This window comes from Clostridium sp. AM42-4, assembly GCF_003480105.1.
In the GTDB taxonomy this organism is placed as follows: Bacteria; Bacillota; Clostridia; order Lachnospirales; family Lachnospiraceae; genus Brotaphodocola.
In genome coordinates this window covers 42603-61850 of sequence record NZ_QUIK01000006.1, presented here as the reverse complement: position 1 = coordinate 61850, position 19248 = coordinate 42603, and the positions used below count along the sequence as shown (strand labels likewise).

General features: G+C 46.6%; 18 protein-coding genes. 15 read left to right on the top strand and 3 right to left on the bottom strand.

Annotated features, from left to right (window positions below; all coding sequences use genetic code 11):
* The first annotated feature begins 9 nt into the window (after window positions 1-9).
* The 10 genes from DW922_RS06305 to DW922_RS06265 all read left to right on the top strand — a co-directional run bounded on the left by DW922_RS06305 (window position 10) and on the right by DW922_RS06265 (window position 13364).
* Window positions 10-1041 carry a hypothetical protein gene (locus tag DW922_RS06305; protein WP_118726128.1) on the top strand — a complete coding sequence of 344 codons (1032 nt, stop codon included), beginning with the start codon at window positions 10-12 and terminating at the stop codon, window positions 1039-1041.
* Between the two features lie 23 nt (window positions 1042-1064).
* Window positions 1065-3275, top strand: coding sequence for a hypothetical protein (locus DW922_RS06300; protein ID WP_118726127.1), 2211 nt, complete (start codon window positions 1065-1067; stop codon window positions 3273-3275).
* A 290-nt stretch (window positions 3276-3565) separates the two neighbouring features.
* Window positions 3566-5506 carry a hypothetical protein gene (locus tag DW922_RS06295; RefSeq protein WP_147353365.1) on the top strand — a complete coding sequence of 647 codons (1941 nt, stop codon included), beginning with the start codon at window positions 3566-3568 and terminating at the stop codon, window positions 5504-5506.
* Window positions 5499-6242: a class B sortase gene (locus tag DW922_RS06290; protein ID WP_118585064.1), complete on the top strand. Its 744-nt coding sequence runs from the start codon at window positions 5499-5501 to the stop codon at window positions 6240-6242. The genes DW922_RS06295 and DW922_RS06290 overlap by 8 nt, the downstream gene beginning before the upstream one ends.
* Before the next feature lie 69 nt (window positions 6243-6311).
* Entirely contained in the window at window positions 6312-8570 is a 2259-nt protein-coding gene (locus DW922_RS06285; protein ID WP_195715015.1) for an NlpC/P60 family protein, read from the top strand.
* A 517-nt stretch (window positions 8571-9087) separates the two neighbouring features.
* On the top strand, window positions 9088-9864 hold the full coding sequence (locus DW922_RS06280) for an HAD family hydrolase (RefSeq protein WP_118542887.1): 777 nt from the start codon (window positions 9088-9090) through the stop codon (window positions 9862-9864).
* Between the two features lie 36 nt (window positions 9865-9900).
* Window positions 9901-10062, top strand: coding sequence for a hypothetical protein (locus DW922_RS17465; protein ID WP_154106745.1), 162 nt, complete (start codon window positions 9901-9903; stop codon window positions 10060-10062).
* Window positions 10046-10720 carry a hypothetical protein gene (locus tag DW922_RS06275; protein ID WP_118542888.1) on the top strand — a complete coding sequence of 225 codons (675 nt, stop codon included), beginning with the start codon at window positions 10046-10048 and terminating at the stop codon, window positions 10718-10720. The genes DW922_RS17465 and DW922_RS06275 overlap by 17 nt, the downstream gene beginning before the upstream one ends.
* A 140-nt stretch (window positions 10721-10860) precedes the next feature.
* Window positions 10861-12498 (top strand): DUF3298 and DUF4163 domain-containing protein, encoded by a 1638-nt coding sequence (locus DW922_RS06270; RefSeq protein ID WP_118542889.1) that lies wholly within the window; start codon window positions 10861-10863, stop codon window positions 12496-12498.
* Window positions 12499-12548: 50 nt separating this feature from the next.
* Window positions 12549-13364, top strand: coding sequence for a histidinol-phosphatase (locus tag DW922_RS06265; RefSeq protein WP_118542890.1), 816 nt, complete (start codon window positions 12549-12551; stop codon window positions 13362-13364).
* Between the two features lie 60 nt (window positions 13365-13424).
* On the opposite strand, the gene DW922_RS06260 is transcribed toward DW922_RS06265, so the two are convergent.
* Both DW922_RS06260 and DW922_RS06255 read right to left on the bottom strand, forming a co-directional pair.
* Window positions 13425-14822 (bottom strand): sodium:alanine symporter family protein, encoded by a 1398-nt coding sequence (locus DW922_RS06260; RefSeq protein WP_118542891.1) that lies wholly within the window; start codon window positions 14820-14822, stop codon window positions 13425-13427.
* Window positions 14823-14943: 121 nt separating this feature from the next.
* Complete coding sequence (locus DW922_RS06255) at window positions 14944-15501, bottom strand: manganese efflux pump MntP family protein (protein WP_118542892.1); 558 nt, start codon at window positions 15499-15501, stop codon at window positions 14944-14946.
* Window positions 15502-15758: 257 nt separating this feature from the next.
* Between DW922_RS06255 and DW922_RS17610 the strand changes: the two genes are divergently transcribed.
* The 5 genes from DW922_RS17610 (at window position 15759) to DW922_RS06235 (ending at window position 18276) form a co-directional block, all read left to right on the top strand.
* Window positions 15759-16019: a hypothetical protein gene (locus tag DW922_RS17610; RefSeq protein ID WP_182431710.1), complete on the top strand. Its 261-nt coding sequence runs from the start codon at window positions 15759-15761 to the stop codon at window positions 16017-16019.
* On the top strand, window positions 16007-16192 hold the full coding sequence (locus DW922_RS06250) for a DUF401 family protein (protein ID WP_207664503.1): 186 nt from the start codon (window positions 16007-16009) through the stop codon (window positions 16190-16192). The genes DW922_RS17610 and DW922_RS06250 overlap by 13 nt, the downstream gene beginning before the upstream one ends.
* A gap of 138 nt (window positions 16193-16330) precedes the next feature.
* Window positions 16331-17098, top strand: coding sequence for an AzlC family ABC transporter permease (locus DW922_RS06245; RefSeq protein WP_118726149.1), 768 nt, complete (start codon window positions 16331-16333; stop codon window positions 17096-17098).
* A gap of 13 nt (window positions 17099-17111) precedes the next feature.
* The gene (locus tag DW922_RS06240; protein ID WP_118542894.1) at window positions 17112-17435 is read left to right on the top strand and encodes an AzlD domain-containing protein; all 324 of its coding nucleotides are present in this window, start codon (window positions 17112-17114) and stop codon (window positions 17433-17435) included.
* 82 nt (window positions 17436-17517) lie between these two features.
* Complete coding sequence (locus DW922_RS06235) at window positions 17518-18276, top strand: tRNA threonylcarbamoyladenosine dehydratase (RefSeq protein WP_118542895.1); 759 nt, start codon at window positions 17518-17520, stop codon at window positions 18274-18276.
* Window positions 18277-18801: 525 nt separating this feature from the next.
* On the opposite strand, the gene DW922_RS06230 is transcribed toward DW922_RS06235, so the two are convergent.
* Complete coding sequence (locus DW922_RS06230) at window positions 18802-19206, bottom strand: PaaI family thioesterase (RefSeq protein ID WP_118542896.1); 405 nt, start codon at window positions 19204-19206, stop codon at window positions 18802-18804.
* Between the last annotated feature and the right edge of the window lie 42 nt (window positions 19207-19248).

The following is a 19248-nucleotide window of genomic DNA, read 5'->3' as shown; positions in this document are numbered from 1 at the left end:
AGGGTTGTGTTGAAGCAGAAAATCGGTTTTTTAGTATTGAAATCAGGTGGAAACGAAGAAGCGCGCTATTTATATCCAACAGTATTATATCATTTAGCGCTTCGCTCCAGGATCAAAAGAGAATTAGAAACAGGAAAAGTGCTGCGATGCTGCTGCAGAGAGGATGAAACGGAAGTGACAGTCAATGAAAATTTGGAACTTCAATTTTTACGCGGCAGACATGCAGCAGCATGCGTAGAATACGTTCGGCAGCTTGCTAAGTATTCAAAAGCCGCCGGTGTCATTCCGTTCATCTATGGGCGTGGATTTTCCATACCGGTTGCCTTTAAGTGCAAAAAAGGGGCCAGAAAGGAAGCAGGCATATACTCTGGAGAAGCGCTTGACCTGTGCAAGTGGAAGCGATTTGATCTAACAGCCCTAAACGCGATCATTGCCGCCAGAGCATTCGAAATGTGTGTGCAGACAGGGCAAATGACGGCGGATGCTGTGCTTTCCCAGATGGAGTATGAATATGGCTTATATCAGTATGAGGACCTAGATGGTGCGCCGATCTCGATCAATAGTTCACTTGTACTTACCCGTAGGGCAAAGATTGGAGAAACGGCATTCTTTTGTGGAAAGGTGCGTAAAATCAGCGATCAGTATGGTGCCAGGATATATTTAATCTGTGAAAATGATTATGGGAACTTTAATATTTCGCTTCCTCGCGTGAAGTGGGAGAAGCTTACTTCTGCTATGTGCCACAGCAATTGTGTGGTCTGCTGCATTACCGGGTTTGTTCGGGAGAAAGAAATTATTCCATATAAGAAGGGACATTATGACAAAATTACGAAGACCTCAACTGCAGGAAAGCAGGATGCAAAACGTGTCCTTGAATTTGCAAGCTTCACCCTCTTTTATCTGAATGAATATGGTCTGATTGGTGGAAAAGAGGAGGAACTGGCAGAGGTGAGTGAATTGATGCGGAAGGGGAAGCATGTGATCAAGCCATATTACCCGGTACCAGGATGTGACAAAATTCCAAAGTATTATGTGTTTTAAGAATGCAGCAGGAAGGAAAATAAATGCACTACATCAAAGGATGCCCATGCCTGTTTAAGGTGGCGTGGATAGCAGATCATGCACTAAAAAATATCTATGTAATTCAGAAATGCGCTTCATGCGGATACACGAAGGAGCAGTGTGATTATGTGTTTGAAGAGTTAAAGAATATGAAAATAGTAGACACAAAGCCAAAAGTAGCCTACATTTCTGATTTATACCAGACATATGGGGAACTGTCATTTCATTGCGAAGAAGTGGATACAAACTTTCACTTTGAACCGGAATGTCAGGAAGTAGATTTTTGCAAAATATGTGAATTCTCGAAAGATTTTTGCAATTGTCAGCTTAACGCGGAACTGCAAGTGCTGCGCTATATGTTTCATAATCCGACTGTTTCAATGATACGGAAAAATGTATTTCACATGCAGGTTTGCATCATTTTAGAACAGATGGGGCACATAAGAGGGTATGTATTACCGGTTGGAGAACAATTATATAAAGCGTTCAAAGATGTCAGGAAGCGTACCTCTGCTTCATTCCTATATGACAAAGAAAAGCTGCTGGATCATATATTAAATGAAAATGGGGGAATACTGCCAGAGCAACATGCCTTTGCAGCCAGGAAAATTCTGCGGAATTTACTGGATGCCATTTTAATAGAGAATGAGGTATGTTCAGCAAAAAGGTATGAGGATTGTCTGAAAAAACTTCGTGCTGCACCTGCTTATCAGGGGCGTGAACGACAGCAATTCTTTGAAGATATCTGTATATATGATGAAATTCCCTATCTGTTTTTTACGTCAGTAGCGGTGGAATTTGGTCGGAAAGATGATAAACAGCTATGTCCTGAAGAAGCACAATCTGCTCATAAAAAGAAAATATTGGTTCCCACATACAGCGACAGGCCGACTTTATCACTGGAGGAACTGATGAGTCAGGCGAGTATGAGTGCAGGCTTTTTAGGGCATGAAGCGAAGAAAGAAGAGAAAACTTCGGGACCAAATTGCCCGGAAAATTCCAGTAAATCCGCTCCAGACGTTCAAAAAAATCATCATAAATTGCCGTTGGATTTGGTAAAAAATAATTCTCAGGCGCATTTGGAAATCCGAGAAAAGCAGACATTTCCAGGAGAAAAAGTTCCAATGAAATTACTGAAAACAGCAGAAACTATGCCAGAAAATGCGGAACATATGCTGGATTTTTTGCCAGGTTCTGACCATACAAGTCAGGCATCAGAGAGCGGGACAGAAGCAGGATCGGATAAAAATACAGCGCAAATAGTGAAAATTCAAAAGGTTTCGGTGGTATTTATGACAGATGAAGGCGCGCTGATTGTGGAAGACGGGGATGTGATAGACATACACAGTGAAGACTTTTTGCCGTTTTGCGCCGTAGTATCTTTGGAAGAATGGCTGACCATGGATTATGCGAAGCGGGGAAGGCAGGAAGGGTTATTCATAACGGTTGCGTCACGAAGATGTGCCTATTTTCTGAACAAAAAGATGATTAAACCACTTGTGTTTGAGTATCTGCTTCATGTGATCCGGCGGCCAATTTATACATATTCGGTATACCTTGTGTGGCGTATCCTTTCCATGAACGGACTTGGATATATCCGGCCAAAGGTAAAAGTTTATTCGTTATCGGCTCTTTATAATGCTGTCCAGGGGACAGACCAGTTACAGCCAATGGCAGATATAGTGAAAGAAACTGCTCCCGATAACAGTAATGTGTATTCCGTGACAGCACTATATAAGCGCTATATCACAAGCAAAGAACCTCTGCTGTTATCGGAAGATATAAGAAAGCTGTACCGACATTATGTGAATGTAGAATATGCTTTTGGCACATCACGCGAATGTCAGAATGGAGATTTTTTGTGCCGAAAGACCTTCCTGTCATGCGAGTTTTCGCCATTTGATTTAGAAGAAAAGAAGAAGGATCAGACCTTTATGTGTTACGAAATTTCTCCGGATTTGATCCCACAAAATGCACTACAAGACATACTTCTGATAACAAGATATACCATTGTGCAGGCATTAACAGAACCGATTTTTATACGTTCTAATGCAAAGTTGGTGGCGCTGAATACAAGCAGTTTTTCGTTGATAGTTGATACCAGAAACCGTCATATCATTGATGAAATGGATCAGATATTAATGAGCCGGTATGCGCATTTGCTGTCTGAAAGTGGATGCAGGATGCCAGTGATAAAACGATACTGGATTTGAAAGATATAGGGCGGATTTTGTGCCATGTGCGTGGCATAACCCAGGTGTGAAACGCAGCGGCCCGTGCATGGCATAACTATGTTGTGCCATGTACAACAGAAGAAACTGTGCCATGCACATGGGGCTTATGCGGGCGGGAAAACCATATAAAATGCTGAAACAAAGGGTTTTTGATCATTGTAAAAGGATACATATAAAAGATATTTTTAGAGCCGAAAACTCAGAGGTCAGACACAATGAAATATGTATGAGAAAAAATTAAAAATAAATGAGAGTAGATGAGGTGGTACATGTTACATCTTCGAATGATTTACGATGAGATTTTAAAAAACAGTGTATTTGCAAGTTCCAGGCCCGGCCGGACAGATGCAAGGGTGATTTTAATTCTGGCTCTGCTTTTAAAATATAAGCGCCTCAGGCGGAAGATGATTCTATTCCTGATTCAGCATATTGATCCGTGCATTCAGGAAACTGGAAGTATGGGGCAGCGGACGGTCAAAACGTGCATTGAACGGGGCTGGATAAAAATGCAGGAACAAAGGGGAGCGCGGAAGAAAGGGCTGTATTCCATTACTCAGGCTGGAAAGAAGCATCTTTACGAATTGATAAACGAATATTTCCAAGGAGAAACCGTTCAAAACATGGTTTCGGTTCTGGATACGTATGCTGCAGGCAGGACAAATATGGAATTATCCCCGCATAAGGAAGCAGAGATCGCAGCGGCGCTGAAAATGGTACTCTCTAATTATAGAGAGAAATGGACGCAGCTGGAGTTTGAAGTTCCGTATTCAGTTGAAATGATGCGGGAGTATGGCGGCCAGGCGAAGAAGCGTGGAGATATCTTTGCAGATCTAAAATTGTCATACCGATGCACGGATCACTTAGAAGAACGTCCACTTTGTATAGAGATTGATATGGGAACAGAGCGGGTAAGTACGCATGGTGGATTACTTTTTAAATGCAATGCGTATGCACAGGTAAACCGCCGAATGCGGCAAATCTCCCTGCATCAGGCAATTAATGTGATGTTTGTTTTCAGCAATGATCCTGCGGATGATCTTCAGCAGACAGATCTTTTAAAATTTGAATCCATAAAACGTTATCAACAGCCGCTGCTGCCATTTCTGTCCTTTATCTGCAGGCAACAGGATCCGGATGCTTCTGTAACTTTGAAAAAAATGGAACAGGCCCTGGTAAAGGTAAAAGAATGTGAGGCGTTTGGCTATGAAAAGAAACAGTTTTATCGAGATGCAGAATTCTTTTTGCATGTTTTAAAGGAGCAGTGCAGTAATCGGGAACAGGCCGGAGAGAAAGAAATCTTAGCTTGTATGGCAGAAATATCGGATTTCTGCAGAAATCATTTGGAAACATCCAGAACAGAATACAGCAGGCAGTATGCTCTGAAAAAGAGAATGGATCTGTTTGAACAGATCAGAAAGAATAATTCGTATGCGTTGGCGGGGCTGAGGAATGGAATGAGCCTCTCCTGCAATTCCCATCAGGATTTTGAAAAGGAAATTCCGTACTTATTCCCGGAGCTATACTTCCGGGATCAGTTTGGAGTCTTTCTTTATCATTTGGGTATTACCATGGAAAATGTAAAAGTTTCATCCGTGTATGCCCTTCCGCTGTTTGAAGAACAGGATGTTGAAGGAATTGGAACAGTTTACCGATGCGTATTTATGGTTGGTGAGCTTACGGTCCTGATTGAAAATTTGAGTTCTGATATGGGCGGCCTTATCCGGGCAAGAGATTATGTACGGCTTCCGCCGACCGCCAGAGAGAATACCATTATGATTATGCTGATGAATGACAGGGAGGAACTGGCTGACGGGAGCTATCTGAAAGAAGGGACTTTATATAACCAGTGGGGCAGTGAGGAGCACATCACGGATCAGGCAGCCATGGGAATGGCCTTACTTGCAAAAAAGGTGGCACCGGCAATGACAGCACTCGGTACCGGGTATGCTTTTGAGTCGGTTCCCTTTCTGATGAACTCTACACAGGATTATATCATGCTTCACTATTCAGAATTCCTTCAGGCACTTCAGAGACCGGTACGGCCCTGGATACGAATGGACCTGTATGTGAAGGAACAAAGCAAGGTGCAGTATATCCCATTCCTTATATACCGTACAGGAGAACATCAGGAAGGGGAAACATATAAAGTTCCATTCCATACAGAAAAGCGGTGCACGCCGATTGACTGGAGAGGATTATGCAATGATTAGAAAGACCGTTGTCCTATTGCTGATCCTGGCAGCAGGTATCTGTGTTTATCAGGGATCGTCTCCTTATATAGAGGCGCGCATGGAACAGGAGCATTTGAAACAGGCAGCATTTCCCGGAAATGAAGGAAACCTATCAGAAGAGGAGGGGCGTAAGGGGAATGGACCAACCAGGGAAGAAACGGTGCTTTATACTTCACCGATAGATTTTGAAGTCTTAAAGAGTATCAACCCGGATATTGTTGGCTGGATACAGATTCCTGGAACAGCGATCGATTATCCCATTTGCTGGCGGGCCGGTGATAACGAATACTATATGAAACATTCGGCAGAAGGTGAGAAGCGGGCATTTGGTGCCATTATGCTGGATGGTGCCAATTCCTCTGCTGCAGAGGAGCATCTGGTCGTTCTCTATGGCCATCATATGCGCAATGGGACGATGTTTAAAGATATCGTCAGGTATACGGATGCCGATTTTCTGAATGCCCATAAATCAATCTCTTTATTTTTCCCAGACAGGCAAGAGCGATACAGCGTGATCGGAACCATCGTTTGTTCAGCAAAAAATTTTGAACCATCGCAAATGGTGGAAAAGAAACTGCTTTTTAAAGAATGGTGCCGTAATTCATGGAAAGGATTGCCGGAAGAAGAAATTCAAAAGAAAATGCTTGCACTGGTGACTTGCAGTTATGGAAGCAGGGATGAAAGGACAATCTGCTTTGCGATGATCGAAAAATGAAGGACAGGAGGTGATGTTCCTGCGCGTTAGAGGTAGGAAACGGTTATGAAAAAACGGATATTCGGACGAATGATAAAAAAATTAAAGTGGCTTGTGATAATCAGTGTGGTGCTTGTTGCATTAGGAACGGTTGGAATTGGTATTGCATCGGTATACCACATGAAATATGCACTGAAGAGTCTGTTCAATATGGAGTTCAACACGGGAAATGATTCGTGGGCCTTTGGAGACATCTCATTCTATAATAAAATCGGGGAACGGGCGGTTGCGATAGCGAGGTCACGTTTGAACTGGTCTTACAGCCAGGCAAAGAGAACCTTGGAAGGATCCTGGGACTGTTCATCCATGGTTGCGCGCTGTTATCAGGAGGCTGGCTTTGACTTAAAAGCTATCATGGGAGCGCAGTGGTGCATGACAACGGTTGGGTGGAAGGATTTTGCGACTAGAAACAAACAGTTTATAGAGGAAGCGGATCTTCAGCCTGGAGATGTAATCTGGTATGGGAGACCATCTGGTAATCACATGATGATGTATGCGGGAAATGGGCAGGTAATCCATGCAAAAGGGGAAAAATACGGCACCGTATATGAACCATTGGCAAATACCGGCTACCGGTCGGCGAGACAGGTTTACTTTTTCCGGCCATATTTGAATTTGCTTGATGAAAGTACCGATGATTCCTCAGATGATGCTTATTTTGCAGATTCGTCCGGGTATGGACCTGATAATGGGATCGTCATGCAGGTGCCGGGAGGAACGGTTTGGACCGGCTGGACGGTATTTGAGTCTGGAAGGGAACGGTTTAACCTTGCAGGAAGCGATGGCGGATATGCATATGGCTGCTACCAGTTCGATATCGGGTATTCCCTGGTGGATTTCCTGAAATTTTGCGTTTCCTATAATCAGGCGCACTATGGAGCGTTCCAGCAGTTTATTGATATGTCTTCCATTGAAAGTGGCTACCGAAAGGAGACGGATACAAAGCCGAGTATGATAAACCCGCCGTTATATTCCAACCGTGCATCCCTGATTAATGCATGGCACGCCGCTTATATGAACTATCCGGATGAATTTGCAGGGCTGCAGAGCCGGACTGCCTACGAGGCTTATTATCTGCCGGCGCAGCGTGGAATGCTATCCAATTATGGCATCAATATAAAAGAATACAGCCCGGCCCTTCGGGGTACTATTTGGTCCCTGGCCATCCGAAACGGAGCAACCGTCAGTAAGGATAATACAAAGAATGGTTTACGGTCCGCAACGAGTACATATTCTCCAGGGATTGATGAGCGGGAATGGCTTAGCAAAATATATGAGGCAGAGGCGAGGCGGCACCCTTCCCAGAGAAACCGCTGGGAAACGGAGCAGCTGGCGGCCTGCTTTGCATTTATGAATGGGGCCACACATCTGGGCGGCCTGGATGGAAACTATGACGGTGCATTTATTGGTTCACTTAATACGAGTGCGGCAGCAGGCGGTGTTTCCAATGCCATGATGTTGAATGCCATCAAAAACGATGTGGTTTTGACCGAGAGCGATTACCGGATTTTAAAGATAGACCGGGATACGCTTCTGTACCTGCTGCAGAAAGCATATGACTATGAGACCCAGTATATGTTGCAACGCTCTATCACCGTATACGGATTACGGGAGTACCAGATCGAGCATGAAGATGAAGAAGGAAGTTGGTATGAAGATGCTGAGGAATATGTGAGTAAGCAGATACTGGTCAGCAACGAAGATACGGAGTGTATGCTCCGGCTGGACTGGCAGATGCTCTATATGTATTCCATTCTGGCATCCATGGGAAGAGAAGACCGCAGGGAAACAGAGGGAGTATGGGACTGGGAGATCACGGTAAAAGATGTGGATGCGGCATTTGATCAGATCGCGATGAAATATGATTATGCTTTTAATGTGATGACAGACGAAAAATCCGATTATGATTTTGCAACTTGCCAGAGCCTGCCGCATAAGACCGAAATTTACGGAGACCCGGACACAACCAGTGGAAGATATACCTGGTATTATCCGAACAGCCTGCTTCGCAGCGTTTCTTCCGGCTATTCTGACCTGGCATATACTTATTCAGGAGGTGAGATAAACGGGATCGCTGAAACCTATCAGAACGAACGCTATGAGGGGATACCGGCTGCACTCACGCGGTATTATAATTTTGACCGGTTTCATACACTGGCAAAGTATATGCCGGGCGGAACCGAAGCACTGAGCCGTTATGAGGTGTACAATCAAAGGGCAGCGATGGGAAATCCTATTATTTATAGCGGGAATTTTGAGCTGAGCATAGGTGATTGGGAATTGCCGTAATAATAAATTTAGGGTCTTGTAAATATTCTTAAACATTCATGAAAGCCATGCTTTTTATGACATTATTAATGAGTATATGATATAATTGTTGTATAAAAAGAATTTGTCATTTATGTAGTAATGCAATCATTGAGACAGGCTATTTAACGAAAGAGATACTCGGAAATTATAAAAACAGGAGAGGTGATAAGAATGACATCAGGTTTTATATTGACTTATCTTGGTGGAGTAATTATTCAAGCTATTGCAAATGTCTTTGTATACACCCCCGCAATCATTATTGCATTATACATATATGAGCGATTTATAAAAAAGTAATGGTAAGGGAGATCTGCAATCAGTAAAATTCTAATAGCCATGACAGTTATGTTTGCGCTGCTGATCTTTCCTGGAGCAGGACTGATAGAGGGGATGAACTGTGCTTATTTTAGAAGAAACCAGGTCATTAAAGGAAGATTTTGATCGTATATCAAATAATAAGAGCAGAAATCATATAAAGCAAAAAAGAGGAAATTACATGAACAGACCGGCAATCATCTTTTTTGATATAGACGGCACGCTTCTGGATTTTGGGAAAAAAGATCTTTCACCGAAAACCCGTGAAGCTTTGTTGAAACTAAGGGCAAACGGCATCCGTATCTGCATCGCCACAGGAAGATCTCCTCTTGCAGTGCCAAAGTTTGAGGGTGTAGAATTTGATGCATACCTGACCTATAACGGATGTTACTGCTATGAGGGCAGCAAAACGATTTACAGCAATCCAATGTCTCTGGAAGATGTTCAGACAATCATACAGAATGCGGCTTCCATGGAGCGGGCGTTGTCGGTGGCAACAAAGGACAGGCTCATTTCCAATGGAACGGATCCAGATCTGGAGGAGTACTATGCGTTTGGAAACCAGAAGGTCACGATTTCAGATGAGTTTGATGAAGTCTCCAGAGGAGAGGTCTATCAGCTTTTAATGGCCTGTCGCAAGGAAGAATATGCGCAGGTGCTGCAGAATACCCAAGAAGCTAAGATTACGTCCTGGTGGGATCGCGCGGTGGATATCATCCCGGCAGGCGGAGGAAAAGGAACCGGCATTTCGAAGATGCTGGAGTATTATGGCATTGACCGGTCACAGGCCATGGCTTTTGGGGATGGAAACAACGACATTGAAATGTTCCAGGCGGTAGATATGGGCGTTGCCATGGAGAATGCATCCGATGACCTGAAAGCAGTGGCAGCAGATACCTGTGACCATGTGGCTGAAGACGGAGTGTACCGCTATTGTGTGAAACATAGTCTGATTTGATAATATATGATTTTGACAGCATCGTAGAGGAAAAGAATGAAAAATATAAAGTATGAAAGCGATCAGCCGCTTGCAAGGCTGGAACCTGGCGATAAGGCGATCATCCGTGTTACACATTTTCCTTTCGCCCGGGAGAATGATAAGGAAAGATATAAGAATGTGCCTGCAGGAGATAGATTCTATGAGAAAGAAAAATAATAAAACCATTACCGCGATCGGCATGGCTGCACTGCTGACAGCAGCAGGCGTGATCACTGCCTGCGCGGCGCAGTCCCCGACCATTGTTGCAGGAAGCAGCACGGCGCAGGCCGAAGCAGAACAGCCGGGACCAGGAACAGCAGGAAGCCAGGAGGAGAGCGCGCAGGCACCGATCTGGGGCAGCATTACGAGTGTGAATGGAAGCAGCATTGACTTAAACTGCCCGTCCGGCAGCATGATCGAGGGCGATGTCATTGTACAGATTTCCGGTGATACGCTGATCCTCGATGGGGAGAACGGCTATCCGGTTGACTTAAAAGATCTTCAGGAAGGCGATACCGTATACGCCTACATCGGACCGGCCATGACCATGAGCCTGCCGCCGCAGACAAGCGGTGAGGTCCTTATTGCAAAGATTCCGGCGGATATGAAAGCGCCGGAGTACATCACTGTAAAATCCATGACAGCAGACGCGGACGGAAACTGGAAGCTGGTTTCCACTGCAGGTACAGAGTACGCGGTAGCAGCAGACTGCCGCATCATGCCATACCTGACCAGACAGATTGTTTCCCTGGAAGATGTGGCACAGGGCAGTAACCTGCTTGTCTGGAGCAATGCCGAGAACCAGGCACAGAAGCTGGTATTGTTCGCGAGATAGAAGGGAACGGATTTGACCGGAAAACAGAATGAAATGTCCTGTGCGCAAGCGATGATTGCGGCAGGGCATTTTCTGTATGAATCTGTTTGGCGGCAGTCTTACACAGAAAGATATCTATTGGAAATGGAGGAGATCAGAGTATGAAAAAACAGATATTGATGATGGCGGCAGCGGTGATGGCGGCATCCTGCATGGCAGGAGGATGCGGAAAAAAAGCAGCGAGTGTGGAGCGGATCTCCGGCGAGGAACGGAATCATGATGCGGATCCGGCTGCGCAGGAACCGGAATCCGGGACGGATGCAGAGGAAGTGCCGGAGTCAGAATCTGACAGACAGAACGAAACTTCCGGGACAATCCTCTTAGAGATTCCGGCAGAGTACGACGGAGAGTGGGAGGATGGAAAATCCCTGATTTCCGTGAAAACATCTCAGGTGCATCTTCTGGATGAGAACCACCCGGAATTGCAGAAATCCCTGGATGCGCTGAATCAGAAGAATCTGGATGCACAGAAGGCATTTCTGGAGGAGAACCGGGAAGATGCCCGCATGATGTACCAGACCAATCCGGAGATGATGGAAAACAATGGCTGGGAGTCGGAACTCACCGTAACGGCGGTCCGGGCAGCTGAAAGGGTTCTCTGCCTGATGCAGACGGAATATACCTGGCTTGGCGGCGCGCATCCATATACTTATATCACAGGAATCACGTATGATACAAAAACGGGAGAAGAATTGTCTCTGGAGGATATTGCGGCTGATTACGATGGAATTTATGATTATGTCTGCACAAAACTGCCGGAAGAGAACGACCCGGATATGTTTTTTGAAGGGTATGAGGACACTGTAAAAGCCATGTTTTACGGTGAAAACGCGGATTACAGTTCGATACGCTGGTTCCTTACCGACGAAGGGGTAACCATCTGGTTTAACCAGTATGACATTGCGCCATATGCGGCAGGACCAGTCAGCGTAGAAATTCCTTTTGCGGAAGGACTGGTAAAACAGCAGTATGGCACACAGAAAACCTCCTATGTAAAAGAACTTCCGGAGAATGGAACCGCAGACGTGGATGTGGATGGCGACGGAAAAAAAGAATCTGTGAGCTATACGGTGGATCGCGATGAATATGGAAACGGAGGAGCCATCACGGTGACCTGCGGTGATACTTCTTACAGTACCGCTTTCCTGATGGAGCAGGATTACGGCGCTTCCGGCGGCTATTCCTCGGAAGGCTGTATCCTTCATACGGAAGAAGGGAAAACGTATCTGTATCTGCAGCATCAGGACGATAATGACATCCGCTATCTGAATCTTTTTGACCTGAGCACCGGAACGCCGGTCTATCTGACATACTGCGGCCGTGCGTGGTATGATTCTCCGATCACGGACCCGGAGCATTTCATTTTGTGGGATTGGGAAGATGTTCTTGGAACCTACAGCGCATACCGGATCTACCATGTGGGAGAGGATGGCGTACCTGCAAGCGATGGCACGCTCTTCCGTCTTGGCCCGGTCAGCCGGGAAAATCCGATCGTGCTGGTATCTACCCGCGATCTTGAGGTGACGGTAGTGGAGAAAAACGCGGAAAAACCGGAAACCATTCCGTCTGGCAGTTCCTTTACCATTACCGGTACGGATGGCATGAGCTTCGTGGAAGCAGAGCTGGATGATGGACGCACCTGCCGGATCCCGGTACGAAAAGGGGATGGCGAATGGGAGTGGAAGATTAACGGTGTCAGTGAGTACGACTGTTTTGAACAGATTCCTTATGCCGGATAGAGGAGGAAAGGCGCACCGTAACAAAAAAGAGCGAAAGGACAGAGAATACGATGAAATTACGCGCAGATTTTCATACACACACAACTTACTGTGACGGAAAGAGCACACCGCGCCAGATGGTGGAGGCGGCGTACCGCATGGGACTGACGGATCTTGGGATTTCCGGCCATGCGGATTATTCCATGTGGGAACCGGGGTTTGGCATGTCCGATGAGGCGCTTGCCGCGTATAAGCAGGAACTCGAAGCACTGCGGGAAGAGTATGCCGGAAAAATCAATCTTTATATCGGGATTGAACTCGACACGCTGGGACCGGTGCAGCAGGCGGAATACGCCATCGGATCCACGCACAGTGTCTTAAAAGACGGGCATCTGGTAACGGTGGATGATACGGAGGAAAAGCTGGTCTGTGCGGTGGAAACACTCTGGAACGGCGACTGGTATGCGTTCGCGAGAGATTACTATGAGCTGGAAGCAACGGTTTACGATAAACTTCACTGCGACTGGGTCGGCCATTTTGACCTGCTCACCAAATTCAATGAGGGCTATAAGCATTTCAATGAAACGAAAGATGCCTACCTCGAACCAGCGCTCGCTGCCATGAAAAAGTTAAACAGCCAGGGACTCCCGTTTGAAATCAACACCGGAGCCATGTCCCGCGGCTACCGCACCGCGCCGTACCCGAACCCGGTTCTGTTAAAAGAACTTCACGCCATGGGCGGTCGCATCATAATCAATTCCGACAGCCACAGCGCAGACACCATCGCCTACGCCTTCGATCAGGCTCAGAAACTTGCCTATGACTGCGGCTTCCGCAAGGTAACGGTATTAACTCCACAAGGATTTCAGGAGATTCCGTTAGAATAAAAAATAAGAGCAGATTCTATTTGATATGATCGATAGAATCTGCTCTCGTTTTTATTTCAGCTAGGCATTCTTGCCTTCCGTTTCAAAATATTCTTTTGTCAGTTTAAATACTGTTCCGGACAGCAGGAACACACCAATCAGGTTCGGGATCGCCATCAGTCCATTGAAGGTATCCGCGATGCTCCATAACAGTCCCAGATCTACGGTCGCGCCTAAGATCGCAACCAGGGAGTAAGCTACCATGAATGGTTTGATGACCTTCTCATCGAAGATGAACTCAATACACCGCGCGCCGTAAAGACCCCATCCGATAATGGTGGAGAAGGCGAAGCAGCACATGGACACTGCGGTGAAGATGGATACCCAGCTTCCGTAGGTGGAGGTAAAGCCGGAGATGGTCAGTTCTGCGCCGGCAGCCTGTCCGTAGGTTACCGGAACGCCGCTGCACAGGATAACCAGAGCAGTCAGCGTACAGATGACGATGGTATCGGTGAACACCTCAAAGATACCGAAGAAGCCCTGCTTGACCGGTTTTTTGGTATCTGCGCAGGCATGGGCGATGGATCCGGTACCAAGACCGGCCTCGTTGGAGAAGATGCCGCGGGATACGCCGCGCTTCATACTTGTGAAGAAGCTTCCGATGATGCCTCCGGTTACCGCCTGCGGGTTGAACGCGCCCTCAAAGATCATGGAGAACACGAGCGGGATGCGGCTTGCGTGGAGCAGTACCACGCCGAGAGCAAGCAGGATGTAGAGAAGCGCCATGAACGGAACCAGTTTCTCAGCCACGTTTCCGATACGCTTAACGCCGCCAAGAAGCACAAGGCCTACCAGAAAGGCAAGAATGATGCCGATCACAAGGCAGACAACCGGCTTTGTCTGGTCGTTGATGAGCTGGTAGTTCTCTAACGCAGAGTTGATTGCAGTGGTGATGGTGTTAACCTGGGTTGCGTTTCCGGTTCCGAATACGGTCAGAACACCGAAAGTGGAAAACAGAACAGCAAGCCAGTTCCATTTTGGTCCGAGACCATTCTTGATGTAGTACATCGGTCCGCCGACCAGATCTCCGTTTTTGTTTCTCTCACGGAAGTGGACAGCGAGTGTCACCTCAGCGAATTTGGTGCACATGCCAAGAGCCGCGGAAACCCACATCCAGAAGACGGCACCCGGGCCGCCAATGGCGATCGCGCCTGCGACACCGGCAATGTTTCCGGTTCCAACGGTAGCAGCCAGAGCTGTGCAGACTGCCTGGAACGGAGTCATGGCACCGTCGGAAGCATCGCGTTTGCGGAAAATGCGTCCGATGGTCACACGGATGGCATAAGGGAATTTGCGGATCTGCAGAAAGCGCAGGCCAAAGCTTAAGTAAAGGCCAACACCAATGATACAGATCATGGCAGGAACTCCCCAGATGAAGTTGTTGATCACATTATTAATGGATTCGATCGTGTTTAACATAGGGATACCTTTCTTTTGTCAGAATAAAAAAATCATACCATAATATAGAAGAAATGTACACAAAAAACGCGGTCTGTGCTGAGAAACGAAAAAAATAAAGTGAAAAAAAGCACCGGCTCTTTTAGAAGAACAGGTGCTCCATGAGGATTTTGAAGCCGATCAGAATCAGAATGATGCCGCCGGTCCGTTCTGCCCTGGATTTGTAGCGTGCTCCAAACGCGGTGCCGACCTTGACTCCGATCACGGAAATAAAAAAGGTGGTGCATCCGATAAAGGCAATTGCCGGAAAAATCCGTACTTCCAGAAATGCGAAGGTGACGCCGACCGCCAGCGCGTCGATGCTTGTTGCGATGGCGAGCAGCAGCATGGTCCTCACATCCACAGACGCGTCGCAGGATTCGGTGTCCTGTTCCAGGGATTCTTTGACCATGTTAAAGCCAATGATGCCAAGCAGGATGAACGCAATCCAGTGGTCATAGGTTTTGATGGCACCCTGAAAGCGGATGCCAAGCAGGTAGCCAAGCCATGGCATAAGTGCCTGAAAACCGCCGAAATAGAGACCGATGACAAACGCGTGTTTGAGACGCATCGTCTGCATGGAAAGTCCTTTGCACACAGAAACGGCAAACGCGTCCATAGACAGTCCGACAGCAAGAAGAAAAAGTTCAATGAGAGACATAAGGATACCTCCGTATATTCTATTAAGTATATGAAGAAATGCGGGATTTTACAAGCAGAAAACGTAAATCAGGTTACAGACAGCATCAATCGCAGTCAGCATTATGGGGCGGGAGAAAAAGCCGGTGGCATGCTTCGTTTTCACTATGAAAATTGATAGTGACTTACAAATTTGCTGGTATATTTCAAAACAGGAGCAGATCCGTTAATATGAAGGAATCAGATCACTGATACAGTTACGAAACAGGAGGAACCTTCATGCAGATTGTGTATCTTGGGATTGTATTTGCGGTAATTATTATTTTGCTGGCGTGTAAGAGGCCGTTATACCAGGCGATTCTGGGCGGACTTCTCGCAACCATTTTGTTCTATCGGATTCCGCCGATGGAAATTGTACAGCGGACCTTGAAAACGCTTACAACATGGTCCTCGTTTTCTGTGCTGTTATCGCTGTATCTCATTACATTTTTACAGAGAATTCTGGAATCCCGGGAGGAGCGCCGCTTATGGTATATCTGATGTGCGTGGCTCATGCAGCCAGTCAGATTTCACCGACCCATGTGTGCCTGGTGGTGGCATCAGATTATTTTCATGTAACGCTTGGTGACCTGGTGAAAAAAACATTGCCGGCATCGATCACCTTTATTCTGTTTATGACGATTTATTATAACGTACTGAGTTTGATCCTATAAACACATATTGACATGGTAGGTGAATTGCTTTATAATTTCGTTCAAATACCTGTAAAAACGTGGGGGTTTCGGGTGAATGCCGGAAGAACCACGCAGAACAGAAGTATTGCAAGAGAATGAAAGATGAGGAACCTGCCGATGAACCGAGAATTGAAATACGCACTGGGAAAGACCATTCCGATCATGTTCAGTTATTTATTTTTAAGCATGGCATTCGGAATCATGATGAACCAGGCCGGATTTCCCTTTTACTGGGCTTATCTGGTCAGTCTCACGGTCTATACCGGTGCGTTTCAGTTTGTCATCGTATCGTTCCTTTCTGCGGGGGCGGGCATTGCCACGATTGCGTTTACGGCGCTGGCCATGAACTGCCGCCATATGTTTTATGGAGTCACGTTCTTAAAAGAGTTCAAAAGTATGGGAAAGTGCTATCCGTACATGATCTTTTCCCTGACGGATGAGACTTACGCGCTGTACTGTTCCCTGGAGTATCCGAAAGAACTGGACCATCATCAGGTGATGTTTGATATTGCGTGGCTCAGCCGTGCCTACTGGCTCATTGGAACTCTGGTCGGCGCGCTGCTGGGGCAGATCATCCCGTTCGATTTTGAGGGTGTGGATTTCTGCATGACAGCATTATTTGTTACCATTCTGATCGATCAGTGGAGAAAGAGCTGGAATCATGCGCCTGCAGTGATCGGCGGGATCAGCGCAGTGGTATTTCTTCTGGCCTTTGGGGCATCGCGGTTTATGCTGCCGTCTCTGATGGTGACAACGGCATTTCTGCTGATTTTTACACCAGGAAAAAGGAAAATGGAAGAGGCGGTTTCTGGGAAAACGATTTCCACAAAGCCTGTTTCTGGAAAAGCTGCTATCGGAAAAACGATTTCCGGAAAATCTGTATGAGAAGGGGGAGAAAATGATGAGACCATGGCATATTTTGTTATCAATCCTGGTTCCGGCAGTGCTGACATTCGGCCTGCGGGCGCTTCCGTTCCTACTGCTGAATAAAAGAGAACTTCCGAAACGAATCGAGTATCTGGGAAATGTATTTCCTATGGCAATTATGGCAACTCTTGTGGTATACTGCTTAAAGAGTGTCCCGGCATCTGCCCTGCAGGATAATCTGATCCTGTTTGCGGGCGTGGCGGTGACGGCAGCAGTCCATATCTGGAAAAAAAGTTCCATTCTGAGCATTACCGTAGGGACTGTGGTGTATATGGTGCTGGTGCACCTTGCCTGAGTCACGGACCGGGCAGCACAGGACAGCAGCGTTGGCTGTCCTGAACAGAGCAGGGATATGTAACAAAAGAAAGGTAGATACGATGTTAAATCAGTTTTCAAGAACAGAATTATTATTTGGAAAAGAGGCGATGGAGCGCCTGGCGCAGTCCAGAGTAGCCGTGTTTGGCGTAGGCGGTGTAGGCGGCTATGCGGTGGAGGCGCTGGTGCGAAGCGGCGTTGGAGCCATTGACTTAATCGACGACGACAAGGTATGCCTGACGAACTTAAACCGTCAGATCATCGCAACCAGAAAGACCGTTGGAAAATACAAAGTAGACGTGATGGAAGAGCGCATCCACGATATCAATCCGGACTGCAAAGTAACCACCCATAAGTGCTTTTACCTGCCGGAAACGAAAGATGATTTTGATTTTTCCCAGTATTCCTACGTGATTGACGCAGTCGATACCGTAACCGCAAAGCTTCAGCTTGTAATAGAAGCGCAGGAGAAAAAAGTGCCGATCATCAGCAGCATGGGTGCCGGAAACAAGTTAAACCCGGCTATGTTTGAGGTGGCAGACATCTACAAAACTTCCGTATGCCCGCTGGCAAAGGTTATGCGCCGGGAGTTAAAGAAGCGTGGCGTGAAGAAGTTAAAAGTGGTTTACTCCAAGGAGCAGCCGACCAGACCGATCGAAGATATGTCCATCAGCTGCCGCAATCACTGCATCTGCCCGCCGGGAGCAGCCCACAAGTGCACTGAACGCCGGGACATCCCAGGCTCCAACGCATTCGTTCCGTCCGTAGTAGGACTCATCATTGCGTCAGAAGTTATCAAAGACCTCGTAAAAGCGAAATAAAAATTAAGGGCGAAATTAATATAGGTCTGAAGGCGGTCGGTGCGGTATCCCGCTACGCAAAAGACAGGTATTGTGGTCGGACGATGTAGCTGACAGCCGTTTACGGATAGTTCGGACTGATCGTCCGCCTCCCGAAAACGTCATACCTGTCTTTATGCTACGCAGGATACCGCACCGACCGCCTTCTACTGTATTGGCTTCGCTGCGAGATAAATAAAACACAGCCAGAACTGTATTGATAAAGCCATAATTGTTGTGATAAACGCTTTAGTTTTTATTAGTACTGTTCTGGTTGTGTGATTTATAATTGTGGAATAACCAGTATAGTAGAAAGAAGGCAGACCGGCATACTGTGAAGCAGAAATACGACCGCTGTGTCCGGCTCTGCAGCGACTGGTGTTTGAGGGAGGCGGACGATTAGTCCGACTATCCACAAACAACTGTCAGCTTGCAGCGTCCGAACACAGTGGATCGATATTTATGCGTAGCAGTATGCCGGTCTGCCTTCTTTCGGACCTTTTGGTATTATATTTCCTTTCCCAGAAACATCGTAAAGTTTCCCGTCACGAGCACTTCTCCGCTCGCGTCTGTAATATCCACGCGTGTCACCACGGTCTTTCTTCCTTTATGAACGGCGTTCGCTTCTACATACACAGTTCCGGAATTGACTCCCTTCACGAAATTGATCCCGGCGCATTGGGTTACGTTTACAACCTCATAAGCATAGGTAGACATCCCGGCGGCAATGTCGCAGAGGGAGAAGAGAAACCCTCCGTGCGCGTTGCCGTACAGGTTTAAACATTCCTCTGTTATTTCTATAGAAAGACGGGCATGTCCCGGCTCAATCTCCAGCAGCTTCAGATTTTCCTGTCCCCGGATCGGCTGAATGTGCCGCCGGATCCCTTCTAATATTTCCGGTCTTGTGATCATAAAATCCTCCATTCGTTAAAAAACAATATTTGAAGTAAGATA